Genomic DNA, 15,058 nt, shown 5'->3' with positions numbered 1-15,058 from the left:
CCGGGATCCGGGCGGGGGCCACGACAGCGCTGGTGGTTACAGGTTGCCCCGGCGGTCCTGCTCGCGCTCGATCGCCTCGAACAGGGCCTTGAAGTTGCCCTTGCCGAAGCCGAGCGAGCCGTGCCGCTCGATCATCTCGTAGAACACGGTGGGCCGGTCGCCGGTGGGCTTGGTGAAGATCTGCAGCAGGTAGCCGTCCTCGTCCCGGTCGACCAGGATGGCGTGCTCCTTGAGCTGCTCGATCGGCACCCGCACGTTGCCGATGCGCTCGCGCAGCTCCGGGTCCTCGTAGTAGGAGTCCGGCACGTCGAGGAACTCGACACCGGCGGCGCGCATGGCGGTCACGGTGGCGATGATGTCGTTGGTGGCCAGCGCGATGTGCTGGCAGCCGGGGCCGCCGTAGAACTCCAGGTACTCGTCGATCTGCGACTTCTTCTTCGCGATCGCGGGCTCGTTGAGCGGGAACTTCACCCGGTGGTTGCCGTTGGCGACCACCTTGCTCATCAGCGCCGAGTACTCGGTGGCGATGTCGTCGCCGACGAACTCCGCCATGTTCACGAAGCCCATGACGCGGTTGTACCAGTCGACCCAGTAGTCCATCTTGCCGAGCTCGACGTTGCCGACGCAGTGGTCGACGGCCTGGAAGATGCGCTTCGGGGCGCCCTCCGGCTTCTTGTACGCACCGGCCTTCTCGACGTAACCGGGCAGGTAGACGCCGTTGTAGCGGGAGCGGTCGATCAGGCTGTGCCGGGTCTTGCCGTAGGTCGCGATGGCGCCGACGCGGATGGTGCCGTGCTCGTCGGTGACGTCGTGCGCCTCTTCGAGCACGATCGCACCCTGGGCGCGGGCGTGCGCCAGGCACTTGTCCACGTCGGTGACCTCGAGGGCGAGGTCGACCACGCCGTCGCCGTGCGCGCGCTGGTGGTCGAGCAGCGGGCTCTTGGGGTCGACGCCGCCCTTGATGACGAAGCGGGCCGAGCCGGACTTGAGCACGTAGGACTTGTGGTCGCGGTTGCCGGTCTCCGGGCCGGAGTACGCGACCTGGGTCATGCCGAACGCCGCCTGGTAGAACAGCGCGGTCTGGGTGGCGTTGCCGACCACGAAGACGACGGCGTCCATGGCGCGCACCGGGAACGGGTCCTTGCTCTCGTCGTACTCGACGAGGCCGACGAGCTGGCGGAGCTGGTCGAAGCTCACCTCGTCCATGCCCTGGTCACCGCGGTTGAGCGTGCCCGTCATGGCGTTCCTCCTGCGTTCGCGTCCTGCACCTGCCTACGCAGCATGGGTACCCCAGTGCATCCTGCGCAACACTTAGGAAGATCACTGGACAAGATGACTAGGGTGTCACCATGCGTGTCTGGCAAACTGAACACTCTGCCCAAGGAGAGACGTGACAGCCGAGGAAAGTCCCGGGATCGACGTGCTCGACGCCCGACTGCTGCTCCTGCTCACCGACGAGCCCCGACTGGGCGTGCTGGAGTGCTCGCGCAGGCTCGGCGTCGCCCGCGGCACGGTGCAGGCGCGGATGGACCGGCTGGAGCGGCGCGGGGTGCTCACCGGGTTCCCGCCCGCGGTCGACCTGGCCGCGATGGGCTACGGGCTGACCGCGTTCGCCGTGCTGGAGATCGCGCAGGGCAAGCGCGGGGAGGTCGCCACCCGGCTGCACGCCATCCCGGAGGTGTGCGAGGTGCACGCCACCACCGGCGAGGGCGACCTGCTGGTGCGGATGGTCGCGCAGAACAACGCCGACCTGCAGCGGGTGATCGACCGGGTGGTCAACGTCGAGTGGGTGCGCCGGACGTCGACCTCGATCGCGCTGTCCACGCCGATCCCCACCCGGGTCCGGCCGCTGCTGGAGCGCGAGGTCCGCTAGTCGGCCAGCGGCTGGTGAACCGTGCCCAGCCGGACCAGGGTCCGCTGCTCGGCGACGAGGTTGCCTGCCAGGTCGTCGGCCACCCGGTGGCCATCGCCGTGGTAGCGGCTGCTCTCCCTGGCGTGCCGGAGGTTGCCGGTGATCATGTGGCCGACCTCGGCCAGGAACCGGGCGAGGTCGTCGCGGTGGCGCAGCGGGCCGCGGGAGATCTTGTCCCTGGTGGCGATGAACCGCTCCTCGGTGGCCACGGCGCGGGCGGCGATGGCGTCGAGCGCCTCCTGCAGCGGCGCGCCCTGTCCCAACAGGACCCAGACGGCGTTGATCTTCTCGCCCTCCTCGATCTCCTTGGCGAAGGAGTAGAGGTCGTTGACGAGGATCCAGTGGTCGATGGCGAGCGCGCAAGCCTTGCGCACCAACGGGTCCTCGTCGACGAGCCCGCCGAGGTCGATGCCGAGCGCCCACTCGGCGATGGTGAGGATCCAGTGCCCGTAGGCGTTCACGCGCCTGCTGGAGCCGAGGTAGGCGTCGAGGTCGTCGAACTCGCCGAGGTCGTGCTGGTTGGCGTTGTCGATGACCACGCTCGTGCCGACCTGGACCAAGCGCTCGCGCAACGGGCCAGCGGTGGGCAGCAGCAGGGCGTGGACGTCACCGAGGAGACGGGCCAGCGGGGTGGCGCCGCCGGGGGTTCCCTCGACGGCCGCGCACAACTGGCGGGCCAACCGGTCCCTGGCGGTCTGCTCGCGCAGCCACGGCGCGGAGAAGGCGTCGTCGAGCAGCGCGGCGGCGTTCATCCACAGCTGTTGCCGGAAGAACCGGTCCGACCTGGTGTGCGGCATGCACAGCGCGCCCCAGCGGTGCAGGTCCTGGCGGAGGTAGTGGCCGGTGACCGGACTGTCCTGTTCGGACTCCCCGAAGTAGTCGACCAGGTACGGCCGCAGCCACGACTCCACCCGCGGCGCGGTGGCCGCGGCGTCCGGGTGCACCGCGAGCGGGCACCGGGTCGGCAGCGCGGGCAGCCGGTAGGTCATTCCGTAACGGAGTCCGGCGCCCGGGTGGGGGGAATTTTTCACACCAACTCCTCCATTTAATGGTTCAAGTGTAAACGCGGTGGATTGTTTCGCTCCATCCGGCTCATGCGGATGCCGCAGCGGTTCACCTGTGCGGACGCACGGTCGTCACCGTGTGCATGAGCGCGTTGGGCCACACCGGTGATCGTGTCGGACTCGGACGCCGCGGGCGCGGGCGGTCCGTGGTCGTTGCTTCCTTAACCACTGATGTGCGGGCACCACGTCACCCGAGTGTGAATGGGTTTCACCTGTGCGGCAGCGCTCCCACCACCCTGCGCGGCCGGGGTTGGGCCATGCGGGGGCGCGGTGGCACCGAGATCACCCGAAAAGATCACCGGCGGGTGTGCAGGTGCACGGGATCATTCAGGGGCCGCCATCGAGGTCGACGGAGAAAGCGCGAGGAATGGGTCCCGGTATCGAGCAGCTGCTTGCCGAGAGCCGCACCGCGGTGCTGCCTGCGCTGCGTGCCGCCGTCGACTCGCTGCCGCCTGCCATGAGGCGGATAGCGTGCTACCACTTCGGCTGGCTGGACGTGTGTGGCTTGCCGGTCAGGGGCGACGGCGGCAAGATGGTGCGCTCCGCGCTGACCCTGTTGTCAGCCCGCGCGGTCGGCGGCGACCCGGTGGCCGCGGTACCCGCGGCGGTGGCGATCGAACTGGTGCACAACTTCTCGCTGCTGCACGACGACATCATGGACGGCGACCGCACCCGCAGGCACCGGGGCACGGCCTGGGCGGTGTTCGGCGTCCCCACCGCCCTGCTGGCGGGCGACGCCCTGTGGGCCCTGGCCCTGCGCGTCCTCGCCGCGGGCCCCCACGCCGACCGCGCCCTCCCCCAACTCACCGAAGCCCTGTGGCGCCTCATGGACGGCCAAAGCGCCGACGCCGACTTCCCCCACCGCCGCTCGGTCACCGTAGCCGAGTGCGAAGCCATGTCCGCAGGCAAAACCGGCGCCGTCATGGCCTGCGCCACCGCTTTGGGCGCCCTGTTCGGCGGCGCCTCCGCTCACCGGGTGACGCTGTTGCGTGACATGGGCGAGCACTTGGGGATGGCTTTCCAGCTGGTCGACGACGTGCTGGGCATCTGGGGCGATCCCGAGACGATGGGGAAGCCGGGGGCGGATTTGGTGCACCGCAAGAAGTCCCTGCCTGTGGTGGCGGCGTTGAACTCCGGAACGGTTGCTGGGGCCGAGTTGGCTGCTGTGTATCTGGATGTGGAGGGTGAGCTCTCTGCGGCGGAGCAGGTTCGGGTGGCTGGGTTGATCAGTTCGGCTGGGGGGCGGGAGTGGGCGCTTTCTGAGGCTGATCGGCATTTGTCGTTGGCCGCGGCGGCGTTGGCGGAGGCGGAGCCGGTGGGGGCGGCGGCGGAGAGTTTGGGGGTGTTGGCGGGGCATTTGGTGCGACGGGATAGGTGAGGGGTGCTGGTGGGGCTGCCGCAGGTGGGTGGGGTGTGGGGGTGGGGTTATCCACAGGGGGCTGCTTGCTCTGGGCGTTTTGTCGGTGGTCGTCGGTAAGCTGTATATCGGGGGCTGCTTTGAGCGGTTTGATCTTGAGCTGAGGGGTGTCCGGCTCTCGTGCTCGGCTGCGCCGTCGACGGACAGACCTCGCCTTCGGCATTGGCCGGGGCGCGATTTACGAGCTTTGCTCGATGGGGCGAACTTGTTTTGCGCGGGGCCCCTACGACACCCGGGCAGAACCACAAAGCAGGGGCCCACAAGCAGGCCCTGCCACGTGAACAACGCTACGGGCGCCGTCCCCCCACACAAAACAAGTCCACCCCATCGAGCCAGCCTGGCACCAGCGACTCCGAGGAGCGCGTGGCTGGCCAACGTTGCAGAGGGGCGTGTTGGGGCCAACGTCGTAGAGGGGCACGTTGAGGAGCATCGCCTGTGAGGGGTGCGTTTCGGCCAACGATCGTGGAGGCCGGGCGGAGACCACCGTCGCCAAGTTTCCACCAGCTCGAACCAGCCGACGATCGTCCAGCGCGAGGAGCTGTCCACAACCCCTTCAACCATCCACAGCCGGCCGTCGAGGGCTATTGACAAACCTTCGGGGTCGATAAGTTCAGAGATGGGGCCCCAGGCCCCGGGAGGGTGGGCCCCGGAGCGGAGTTGATCTTGAGGGGGCGCGGGTGGCGGCGGGGGGGTTAGCTGGTTTTCTGGGGGATGGGGAGGTTCTTGGCGGTGGGGGCGTTGGCGGTGAGTTCGTCCATTTCGGACTCTGCTTCCAGCGGCTCTAGGAGCTGGGTGCTCTGGGTGAGCAGTTCCGAAGTGCCGCGCAAGCGGCCCGCTAGTTGTTCGCGGAGGGCGGTGAGGCGTTCCACGTGGCTGGTGGCCGTGGCGATGCGCTTGTCGGCCTCGTCGGTGGCGGCTTGGACTAGGCGGGTGGCTTCGGTGGTGGCGGCGGCCCGGGTTGTGGTGATCTCGGTGTCGAGGTCGGCGCGGCGGGTGGTGAGTTCTTGCTGGAACTGCTGTTCGGCGCGCTGGCGGTCGCGTTCGGCCTGGTCGTCTGTGGTGCGTTGGCGGGCCGTCGCGGCGGTGGTCATGTCCTCGACCTTGGCGCGGGTGTCGGACATGAGCTGCTCGTGGGCCTGGTGCAGTTCGGTGTGGCGCTTCTCCACGTCGGCCATCAGGGCGCGGTAGCGGTCGCGCAGGGCGGTGGAGGCGGCCTCGGCAGCGGACCACGCGGTGTCGGCGGCGGCCTCGGCGCGGGCGGTGATCTCCCTGGCCTGGGCCTCGGCGGTGGCGACGGCGCGGGCGGCGCGTTCGGCGGCGTTGGGGGCCGAGGACGCGGCGGCGGCGTTGCCGATCTTGTCGAGGCGGTCGGTGAGGGCGGCGATCTCGCGCCGGGCCAGCTGCAGCTGCCCGTCCAACTCCTCGGCCCGCGCCCGCGCCTCGTCGCGCTCGGCGGTGGTCGCCGCGTGCTGCTCGGTGAGGGTGCCGAGGTACCGCTTCACCTGGGTCCGGTCGTAGCCGTGCCGCGACACGCCGAACTCGGGGTGATCCTGCTGGGGGCCCATGGGACGACCGTACCCGCGAGGCCACCGGCGGCAACATGAAGGCCGCTCAACCGGGTGACACATCACCCCGCAGAGGGGGCACAACAGCCCCGGGATGCCACGCGGGCACCTGCCTGCCGGGAGCCGTTGAACCCGCTCCGCTAGCCCGCCAGCGACACCGGTCCCGGCACGAACCCGGGGTCGACCTGGTCGGCCAGGTCCCGGCCCGCGCGGCCGTTGGCCCACGCGGTGGCGTTGCGCAGGTGAAACTCCACGGTCTGCCGGTGGAACTTCGGCCAGTCCTGCTCGACCCCGTCGACCAGGGCGCGCATCGAGCGCAGCGCGTCGCGGTTGGCCGGTTCGAGCTGCTCGACCGGCCGGATGTCGCCGCGCTCGGCCGCGCGGACGTGGTCGGAGCGGCCGATCCAGGTGAGCAGGTCGGCGCCGACGTGCTGGCGCAGGAAGGCGACGTCGTCGCCGTCGATGACCTTGTTGCCGACCACCGCGACCCGCACGTCGAAGTCGCGCGCGTAGTCGAGGTACTGCCGGTACACCCCGACGCTGCGCAGGGTGGGCTCGCACACCAGGAAGGTGACATCGAATCGGGTGAACAGCCCGGAGGCGAACGAATCGGCTCCCGCGGTCATGTCGACCACCGCGTATTCTCCCGCGCCGTCGACCATGTGGTTGAGCAGCAGCTCGACCGCGCCGACCTTCGAGTGGTAGCAGGACACCCCGAGGTCGGACTCGGTGAACGGCCCGGTGGCGGCCAGCCGGACGCCGTCCACCACGCGGACGAACCGGGTGTAGAGCGGGTTGTCGTCGTCGATCCCGATCAACCGCGAGCCGCGGCCAGGCGGGGTCGTTTTGATCATGTCGCCTGCCGAGTGCACCCGCGGGTTGTCGCCGCGCAGGTGGTCCTTGATGACCGACATGTGCTCACCGAGGGTGGGCTGCTGGTGGTCCTCCCCGGCGCCGAGCGCGGCGGCCAGGTGCTGGTTGATGTCGGCGTCGATGCCGAGCAGGGGTGGCGCGGGCGTTTCCGCGGCGAGGTGGCGCAGGAACAACGACGCCAGCGTGGTCTTGCCGCTGCCGCCCTTGCCGACGAAGGCGATCTTCACGGGGGTCTCCGGGTGTGCTCCGGGTGGATCTGACCCCACTACTGGTATCGGTTATCATTATCCAACGCAAGCAGGACCACCCGAATGTGATCAGCTCGGTTGGGCGATCTGCGCGTTCGGCAATTTCCGGAACGCGTCGAGCACCGCCGGGTCCTGCATGCCCAGCCATTCCACGACCTCGGAGTAGGTGGCGCACACCGTCTCCGGTTTCGCGCACACCGACCCCATGAACTTCTCCGTCGCCGCGGTGAACGCGCCGCCGGACCAGGTGTTGAAGTGGTTCCCCACCACCACCGGCGCCCTGTTCCCGTCGAAAGCGGCCTGGTAGGCGCGTTCGTAGGTGTCGAACACCACCCCGGTGAACTCCGCGGCCCGCGCGGGTTCGTCCTTGGCCTTGTTGAGCAGGTACCAGAAGTTGTAGTCCATCATGATTGTCTTCTTGTACTTCAGCCCCGGCACCCGAACCGAGGGCATGGCAAATTCCCACACCCCGTGCTGTGTCGTGGGCCAGGCGAGTCCATCCGAGACCTGGCTGGTGTCGTAGGTCATCCCGCGCTGCGCCAGGACCGGCAGCAGCACGTCGAAGTCGCCCTCCAGGCAGGGTGTCCGGCCGCCCTTGATGGTCTTCGGGTCGACCTTGAGGCCCATCGCCCTACCGCGGTCGACGAACGCGAAGAACTGGTCCAGCTCGGAGTTCCACTGCGCGGTGTCCCACCGGCCGACGCTGGGCTCGGACCCGTGGCAGAAGTGCCCGTTGTAGTGGGTGCCGACCTCGTTGCCCTGGTCCACGGCGGTGTTGAGGTCGCCGATCAGCGCGCGCACGTCCTCGGGTGAGCCGCCGAATCCGATCGACGCGCGACCGGGTTTGTGGCCCGGTCCGGTGTAGTCGGCCTTCTGCGCGTCGGTCAGCATGTAGATCCCGGACAGGAACCCGGAGAAATGCGCGTTCACGCTTCTGGCAAGTGGCAAGAACTTCTGCCAGTGCTCGTGCGATCCGGCGCCGTCGAACGAGAACAGCACGAACTGCGGCGGTTTCTCGCCCGGGTTCAGCTTCCGCATCCACTTCGGCGGTCCGGCGGAGGCTTGCGGGTGCGGTTCCGGTTCGCGCACCTGCCCCTGCGGTTGCGGTCGCCCGGTGCCGATGACGACGAGGACGACGAATGCCAGGACCACCGCGGTCCCGACGACGACGAACTCCCAACGCCTCCTGGTCGACATTCGCGCCCCTCCCCCTGCCACTGCTCCCCGAATTGCCGCTTCCCTTGAGAAAGGACGCGCGTGCCGGTGGCGCGTTGCCACCGGGTGTCCCCCGGACGTGGGCCCGCGGGCGCCTCAGGCGGGGACGGCGATGACCACCCGGTTGGACTCGTACCCGTCCGCCCCGCCGACCCACTGGCCGCCGCAGGTGACCAGGACGACCCGGTGCGGTCCGGTCTGCCCGAAGAACTCCTCGGCCCTGGCGGGCAGGTCGTGCTTGCCGACCGTCTCCACCTGGGTCACCCGGTAGCGCCACTGGGTGCCCTTGTCGTCGACGACCGAGACGGAATCGCCGACCCGGGAGCTCCACAGCTCGGCGAACGGCCCGGTGGCGCCCTTCCAGTTGACGTGCCCGGCGAACACCGAGGCGCCTGCCGGGGCGTCGAGACCGGCGCCCCACCAGGTGGCCTCCCTGACCCCGCTCGGGACCGGCAGCGTGGCGTCCGGGCCCAGTTCCTTGCGCACCAGGGTCGCGGTGCCGCCCTTGGCGAGGCGGAGCGTGCCGGGGCGCTGCCCGGCGGCCTGGCGCGGCGGCGCGGGCGGGGCGGGCTGGGCCTGGGTGGGTGGCTGGGTGGCGGTCGGCGGGGGCGGTTGGGCGGGCGCGCTCGTGGTCGGTTCGGCGGGTTTCGGCTTGATCTGCGACCGCATCCCGGCCAGGGCGGCGTCGCTGTCGGCGGCGGCCTTGCGGATGGCGGTGAGCTGCAGGCCCGGCTGAGCGGGCAGCGGGAGGCCCTGCACCGGTGTCGGCGAGGCGAAGGTCAGCCCGCAGACCAGGAGCACGAGCACGCCCGCCCCACCCGCGACGGCGGGTGGGGCGAGCGTCGAGCTACGGCGAGCCATGCCCGGTCAGTGCCCCCAGTCCTTGCGCATGCGGCGCCCGACCACGATCGGACCGCGGCCCTTGCGCCACAGGGCGGTACCCGCGCCACCGGCGAACAGCAGCAGCGCGCCGAGGGCCACGAGCAGGCCGACGGACGGGCCGCCGTCGTCGAGGATGGCGGCGGCGTTGGTCGGGCCGTCGCCCGCGGGGATGGTCTGCGGGACGGTCGGCACGTTGGGCTTGTTGACCAGCCGCAGTTCCAGCGTCTTGCCCGGTTCGAGCTTGCCGCACGCTGACGGCGGCTTGGCCGGGTCGAAGGACTGCTCGTAGCCCGGCGGCGCGGCGACCTCGGTGACGCAGACCTCCTGCGGGGTGCGCAGGTTCGGAACCGCGGCCTTGCCGTCCGCACCGGTCACCACGACCAGCGGCTTGCCGTCCGCGCCGACGAGGGGTTTGCCGTCCTGGGCGACGGCCGGGGTGGTCTTGTCGGCGCCGGTGACCTTCAACGACACCGAGGCGATGCCCTGCCCGGTCTTCTCGTCGAGCTTGGCCACCGCGACGGCGCCGGGAGCGGTGACGGCGGTGGTGTCGGCGGCCGCCTTGAGCTCCTTCTCGCCGCCGGTGGACACGACGCTCTGGGTGCCGTCCTTGACGGTGTGCTGCACGACCGGCTGGTCGGCGGGGGCGAGCAGGGAGATCGACACCGATGGCTTCGGCCCGGTCGGCACGACCTCCAGCGCGATGGGGCCGCCGTTGTCCTTGGTGGTCGCGGTCAGCTCGGTCTTGCCGCCGGAGGTGGCGTCGGTCAGCACGACCTTGACCGGGACCTTGCCGACGCCGCTGCCACCGGCACCGCGCACCTCGACGGTCCAGGTGTCGGCGGTGCCGATGACCTGCGGCTTGGTGGGCTTGGTCAGCAGCGGGGTCCACGGGCCGTGGTTGGCGGTGGCGTCGGCCCTGAGCCTGGCGACCACGGGCGGCACGGCCGGGAACTTCTGCTGGAGCTCGCGGTCGTGGAAGGCGATGTCGTAGGCGATGGTGCGGAACCCGTTGGCCGCCGCGTCCAGGTCGGCTGGGCTGCGCGGCGCCGCGGTCCACTGGTGCAGCAGGTGCGCCAGGGCGGCTGCCTCGTTGCCGTCCTTGGTGTCGGCGTAGCGCAGCAGCAGGTAGGAGATGTCCGCGGCCTGCGCCGGGGACAGGGCGTCGCCGTACTTGGTCTTGAGCACGTCACCCGGCTGGTAGACCTCGTTGGTGTCGGGCTCCTTGAAGGCGAACTTGACGCACCAGACCTGCTTGCCGCCGACGACGTAGGACCCGAGCCAGTCCTCCGTCGAGGAGGGTGGCGCGCCCCGGTACGGCTGGGGGGCCACCCCGACACCGAGGCCCTTCTGGTAGTCGGCGGCGGCCGGTGAGGCGCCGACGACGAGTAACGCCGCCGACAGGGTGGCCACCGTCGCCACCGCAGAGGTCAGCCGGGCACCGAGTGTGGATCGCCGCATGGTTCGGTCGGCTCCTTGCCGCGCCGGGGCAGCGCACGGCCGTCGGCGCTTGAAGTGCGGGGAACTGCTCTGGCGGTGCGGCCCGCCGCGGGGGGAACACGGATGGGGACCGGGGAGCGCACCTCCGTGCGAGCCTGCTGGGTGGGCGGGGCACCGGGCAATCCGCCAACCCAGTGGAGTTGATCATGGTTACCCTGCGGCGTTCCCGCAGGTCGACACCGAGGTCGAGCGGCAACCGGGGTATCGGACGGCGTAGTGTGCGCCCGGACGGTCACGCTCGGTGTGCCGTGCGGGAATCGGCGGTGCCTGCCCTGCGTTGCGCCGAATGTGGGTAAAGTGGGTTTTACCCAGCGGGAACCGGTCGGCCGGGTCGATCGTTGACCGTCAGCAGGCGCCATCCAGGCCCAGGAGGATCAGGTGCGTTCTACCAGCAACCCCGCGTTCCGCAACCTGCCGCAGGGCGGTTACGCGGGCTTCCAGCCCCAGGCCCAGGGCTACCAGGACCAGGGCTACCCGCCCGGGTACGGCAGCCCCAGCGCGCCAGCGGGCACCGGCGACCGCCCGATGACCGTCGACGACGTGGTCACCAAGACCGCGGTCACCCTCGGCGTCGCCGTCGTGGTGGGCGTCATCACCGCGGTGCTCGTGCTCGGCAAGGACCTCAGCCCGTACCCGCCGATGATCATCGGCGCCCTCGTCGGCCTGGTCATCTCGCTCGTCATCATCTTCAAGAAGACCCCGAGCCCCGCGCTCGTGCTGACCTACTCGGCGGCCGAGGGCCTGTTCCTCGGTGCCATCACCGGCGTCTTCGAGATGTTCGTGCCCGGTATCGCGTTCCAGGCCATCCTGGGCACGGCGCTGGTGTTCATCACGATGCTGGTGGTCTACAAGACCGGCGCGGTCAAGGTCACCCCGAAGCTGACCAAGTGGATCATCGGGGCCACCGTCGGCGCCGCCGGTCTGATGCTGGTCAACCTGGTGCTGTCGATGTTCGGCGTGAACATGGGCATCCGCGACGCCGGACCGCTGGGCATCGGCATCAGCCTGCTGTTCATCGGCATCGCCGCGTTCAACTTCCTGCTCGACTTCGACATGGCCGACCAGATGATCCGCTCCGGCACCCCGTCGAAGTTCGCCTGGTACGTCGCCTTCGGCCTGATGACCACCCTGGTCTGGCTGTACCTGGAGATCCTGCGCCTGCTCTACATGCTGCAGAGCAGCGACTGATCACCCGCTGGCACAACAGGGGCGCCCAACCGGCCGGTTGGGCGCCCCTGTTGTTTGGCCTTAGAGTCGATCTCGTGCGCGCACTGATGTCGTGGCTGATGTGCCTGGTCGGGGTGGCCGTGGTCGCCTTCGGCGCGTTCCGGGCGTGGTACGAGGACCGGGCGGGCCACACGTTGCCGCTCTCGGACCTGTTCAGCGGGGTCACCAGGGAGAGCGCGCCGGTGTTGGGGTCGTTGACCCTGCCGCTGGCCATCGGGGTGTTGCTCGCGGTGGTGGGGATGTTCCGCGCCAAGGGGATCCTGCAACTGGGCGGGATCATCCTGGCTGCGACGATGGTCGTGTGGGTGGTGCGAGCGCGTGAGGTGGTCGACCTGGGGGATCTCCAGGTGGGGGCCTGGAACGCGCTGTTCGGCAGCCTGCTGGTGCTGGCGGCGGGGATCCTGCGGCCGGGCCGGGTCTGAGGGTCAGCCGATCAGCCGCGCGGCGCGGCGCATCAGGGCCGGGAAGAAGCGGGACCCGAGGCGGGCCAGCTTGGCCTCCGGGGTAACGGCGACCACCGGGGTCCCGTGTTCGACGGCGCGGACGATCTCCTCGGCGACGCGGTCCGGGGTGAAACCGCGGCGTGCGTAAGCCTTTGTCGCCTTCTGCCGCATCCGCTGCTGTTCCAGGTCGTCGGCGCCGGTGAACGTGGTCGTGTTCGTGATGTCGGTAGCCACAACGCCGGGACACACTGCCGTGACACCGATGCCGTGGTCGACGAACTCAGCGCGAACGCAGTCGGATAGCGCTAACACCGCTGCTTTGCTTGCCGCGTAAGCGGAGAGGGAGCGGCTAGGGGTGTACGCGGCAGCGGAAGAGATGTTGACGATGTGGCCGCCCTCCCCTGCCTCGGCCATCAGCGCGCCGAACTCGCGGCAGCCGTTGACGACACCGAGCAGGTTGACGTCCGTGATCCGCTGCCAGTCGCGCGCGGTGGTGGCCAGGAACGGGCCTGCCATGCCGATCCCGGCGTTGTTGACCACGATGTCGGGGGTGCCGTGCTGGTCGGTGATGTCCTCGGCGAACGCGCGCACGGCGTCGGCGTCAGACACATCGACCAGGTACGGGTAAGCGGCCGGTCCGATCTCCGCGGCAGTGCGACGCGCGGCCTCGATGTCGACGTCGGCGACCACAATTTCGGCTCCTCTAGCCGCAAACGCATGCGCGGTAGCCCTACCGATGCCCTTGCCCGCACCTGTCACCACCACGAGCCGGTTGGTGAAACCCTCCGCACGGCCCGCGCGGGCGCGTTGCAGGCTGCGCGTCATCGGGGCGCCGGAGACGTGTTCCACGAAGTCCTCGACCATGCGGGCCAAGGCGTCCGGGTGTGACAGCGGAACCCAGTGCCCGGCCACGATCCGGCGCCGCCACAGTCGCGGCACCCAGCGCTCCAGGTCCTCGGCGAGTGCCGCGGTGACGAACCGGTCCCGCGAGGGGAGCACGACCTGGACGGGCACCTCGGCCGGGCCGGGCGCCGGCTTGGACGCGCTGGTGAGCATGTTCGCGCGGTAGAGCCGCACGCCGTTGGCCGCGTCGGTGCCGATGGTCGGCGCGGGGGTCGAGTCGACGCCCTCGACCCGGCGCAGGATGCCACCCCAGCGGGGGCCGATCACGGTGCGCCAGGCGAGGGCGGGCAGGACCGGGATGTGGAAGGCTGCGATGTACCAGGAGTGCGCGAACTGGGTGGCGACCTGCGCCAGGTTGGTCGGAGTGGGGTGGGTGAGCCTGCGGCGCGTCCACGCGCTGATGTGGTCGAGGTGGGGGCCGGAGACCGAGGTGAACGACGCGATCCTGGTCTTGGCGCGCGGCGCGGTGACCGCGGCCCAGGCCTGGATGGAGCCCCAGTCGTGCGCGACGACGTGCACCGGGCGGTTTGGGCTGACCGCGTCGGCGACGGCGAACAGGTCCTCGGCCAGCAGCTCGGTCCGGTACGCGGCGGTCTTGCGCGGGGCGGTCGACTCGCCTGCGCCGCGCACGTCGTAGCGGACGACGTGGTAGTCGCCCACCAGGCGTTCGGCCAGGCCGTCCCACAGGCGGTGCGTGTCGGGGAAGCCGTGCACCAGCAGGATCGTGGGGGACGCCGGGTCGCCCTCGCTGAAGACGGCCAGGTCGACGTCGTCGTTGCGCACGGTGCGGCGGCGGGGCCCGGTGGAGGGCAGGTGGCGCGGTTCGCTGACCATGGCGGCTCCTCACCCGGGTTCTTGACAATGGCGAACGTTACAATCGCCATTGTCACGCTGCAAGGGTGTCATTCCGCGCGGCCCCTGGCCCGCTCCGCCAGCGCGATCAACCGGTCGCCCATGACCTCGGGGATGACCCGGCTCGCCGACCGGTCGACGGCGGCGCCCACCGCCGACATCACCAGCGGGTGCAGGCGGGAGATGACGTCGGCGAAGTGCGGCAGCTCGTCGCCGCTGGGCAGCCAGTCCGGCCCCTTGGGGTCGAGCACGTACCGGCGGACCAGGCCGACCAGCAGCGCGGTGACCCTGTCCGTCTCGGCCTGCAGCTCCGCGGCCAACGCCAACGCGTCCGCCAGCGGCACGTTCAGCCTGACCAGCTCGTGGCCCGCTTCCAGCAGCTTCATGCTCGGTGCGACGAGCTGCGCGCCACGCCGCTGCAGCACGCCCAGCTCCAGGGCGGTGCGGAGGGTCGTCGGGGTCACCTGGGTGCCGAACATGCGCACCAGCTGCGCCATGGACACCGCGGTCGGCTGCTCGTGCGACGACGCCGCGCCCGCGGCCGCCTCCAGTCCGAGCACGTCAGCGAGGCTGTGCCCGGCCTGCCAGGCGTCCAGCATCTCCTTGATCTGGGCGAAGGCGTAGCCGCGGTCGAGCATGTTGAGGATCAGCCGCAACCGGGCCAGGTGCGCGTCGGAGTAGACGGCGGTGCGCCCGCGCCGGGCGGGCGGCGGCAGCAGCTCCCGGTCCTGGTAGACCCGCACGTTGCGCACGGACGTGCCCGCCGCCCGCGCCAGGTCGTCGATCCGGTACTCCGCCACCCGGCCGAGCCTAGCGCGCCCACCGGGAGATCCACAGTGGACACTCGATCCGGCCCGGGTGCGAAAAGTCCCAACAGCGGCCGGGCGCGGGACATCCCCACCGGGGCGCGGCGCCCAGACAGCGGACAGCGGCGCACGGCACCCGGACACATCTCGGGTG

13 protein-coding genes are annotated in these 15,058 nt (G+C 70.3%); 4 read left to right on the top strand and 9 right to left on the bottom strand.

Features of this window, described 5'->3' with window-relative positions; all coding sequences use genetic code 11:
- Positions 1–36 precede the first annotated feature (36 nt).
- Positions 37–1,239, bottom strand: coding sequence for a 4-hydroxyphenylpyruvate dioxygenase (gene hppD / locus BMY07_RS18535; RefSeq protein WP_092779865.1), 1,203 nt, complete (start codon positions 1,237–1,239; stop codon positions 37–39).
- Positions 1,240–1,390: 151 nt separating this feature from the next.
- On the opposite strand from hppD, the gene BMY07_RS18530 reads away from it, so the two are divergent.
- Complete coding sequence (locus BMY07_RS18530; protein WP_177215633.1) at positions 1,391–1,873, top strand: Lrp/AsnC family transcriptional regulator; 483 nt, start codon at positions 1,391–1,393, stop codon at positions 1,871–1,873.
- On the opposite strand, the gene BMY07_RS18525 is transcribed toward BMY07_RS18530, so the two are convergent.
- Positions 1,870–2,943, bottom strand: coding sequence for a terpene synthase family protein (locus BMY07_RS18525; RefSeq protein ID WP_143073538.1), 1,074 nt, complete (start codon positions 2,941–2,943; stop codon positions 1,870–1,872). The two genes, BMY07_RS18530 and BMY07_RS18525, sit on opposite strands and share 4 nt — an antisense overlap.
- 400 nt (positions 2,944–3,343) lie before the next feature.
- Between BMY07_RS18525 and BMY07_RS35900 the strand changes: the two genes are divergently transcribed.
- Complete coding sequence (locus BMY07_RS35900; protein WP_092779861.1) at positions 3,344–4,354, top strand: polyprenyl synthetase family protein; 1,011 nt, start codon at positions 3,344–3,346, stop codon at positions 4,352–4,354.
- 731 nt (positions 4,355–5,085) lie between these two features.
- On the opposite strand, the gene BMY07_RS18515 is transcribed toward BMY07_RS35900, so the two are convergent.
- The 5 genes from BMY07_RS18515 to BMY07_RS18495 all read right to left on the bottom strand — a co-directional run bounded on the left by BMY07_RS18515 (position 5,086) and on the right by BMY07_RS18495 (position 10,634).
- Entirely contained in the window at positions 5,086–5,958 is an 873-nt protein-coding gene (locus tag BMY07_RS18515) for a coiled-coil domain-containing protein (protein WP_177215632.1), read from the bottom strand.
- A gap of 140 nt (positions 5,959–6,098) precedes the next feature.
- Positions 6,099–7,058 carry an ATP-binding protein gene (locus BMY07_RS18510; RefSeq protein ID WP_092779857.1) on the bottom strand — a complete coding sequence of 320 codons (960 nt, stop codon included), beginning with the start codon at positions 7,056–7,058 and terminating at the stop codon, positions 6,099–6,101.
- 90 nt (positions 7,059–7,148) lie between these two features.
- Positions 7,149–8,276: a polysaccharide deacetylase family protein gene (locus BMY07_RS18505; protein ID WP_092779855.1), complete on the bottom strand. Its 1,128-nt coding sequence runs from the start codon at positions 8,274–8,276 to the stop codon at positions 7,149–7,151.
- A 114-nt stretch (positions 8,277–8,390) separates the two neighbouring features.
- Positions 8,391–9,155, bottom strand: coding sequence for a class F sortase (locus tag BMY07_RS18500; protein WP_092779853.1), 765 nt, complete (start codon positions 9,153–9,155; stop codon positions 8,391–8,393).
- Between the two features lie 6 nt (positions 9,156–9,161).
- The gene (locus BMY07_RS18495) at positions 9,162–10,634 is read right to left on the bottom strand and encodes a collagen binding domain-containing protein (RefSeq protein ID WP_177215631.1); all 1,473 of its coding nucleotides are present in this window, start codon (positions 10,632–10,634) and stop codon (positions 9,162–9,164) included.
- Positions 10,635–11,051: 417 nt separating this feature from the next.
- Between BMY07_RS18495 and BMY07_RS18490 the strand changes: the two genes are divergently transcribed.
- Positions 11,052–11,861, top strand: coding sequence for a Bax inhibitor-1/YccA family protein (locus BMY07_RS18490; RefSeq protein WP_092779851.1), 810 nt, complete (start codon positions 11,052–11,054; stop codon positions 11,859–11,861).
- A gap of 74 nt (positions 11,862–11,935) precedes the next feature.
- Complete coding sequence (locus tag BMY07_RS18485) at positions 11,936–12,322, top strand: hypothetical protein (RefSeq protein WP_092779849.1); 387 nt, start codon at positions 11,936–11,938, stop codon at positions 12,320–12,322.
- Between the two features lie 3 nt (positions 12,323–12,325).
- Here the strand turns inward: BMY07_RS18485 and BMY07_RS18480 are convergent, their stop codons facing one another.
- Together BMY07_RS18480 and BMY07_RS18475 are read right to left on the bottom strand one after the other, a co-directional pair.
- The gene (locus BMY07_RS18480) at positions 12,326–14,080 is read right to left on the bottom strand and encodes an SDR family oxidoreductase (RefSeq protein ID WP_092779847.1); all 1,755 of its coding nucleotides are present in this window, start codon (positions 14,078–14,080) and stop codon (positions 12,326–12,328) included.
- A 68-nt stretch (positions 14,081–14,148) separates the two neighbouring features.
- Positions 14,149–14,898, bottom strand: coding sequence for a MerR family transcriptional regulator (locus BMY07_RS18475; protein WP_092779844.1), 750 nt, complete (start codon positions 14,896–14,898; stop codon positions 14,149–14,151).
- Positions 14,899–15,058: the final 160 nt, after the last annotated feature.

Origin of the sequence: Actinokineospora terrae, from assembly GCF_900111175.1 — a bacterium.
GTDB classification, from domain to species: Bacteria; Actinomycetota; Actinomycetes; order Mycobacteriales; family Pseudonocardiaceae; genus Actinokineospora; species Actinokineospora terrae.
This window is presented reverse-complemented; position numbering and strand designations above follow the sequence as displayed.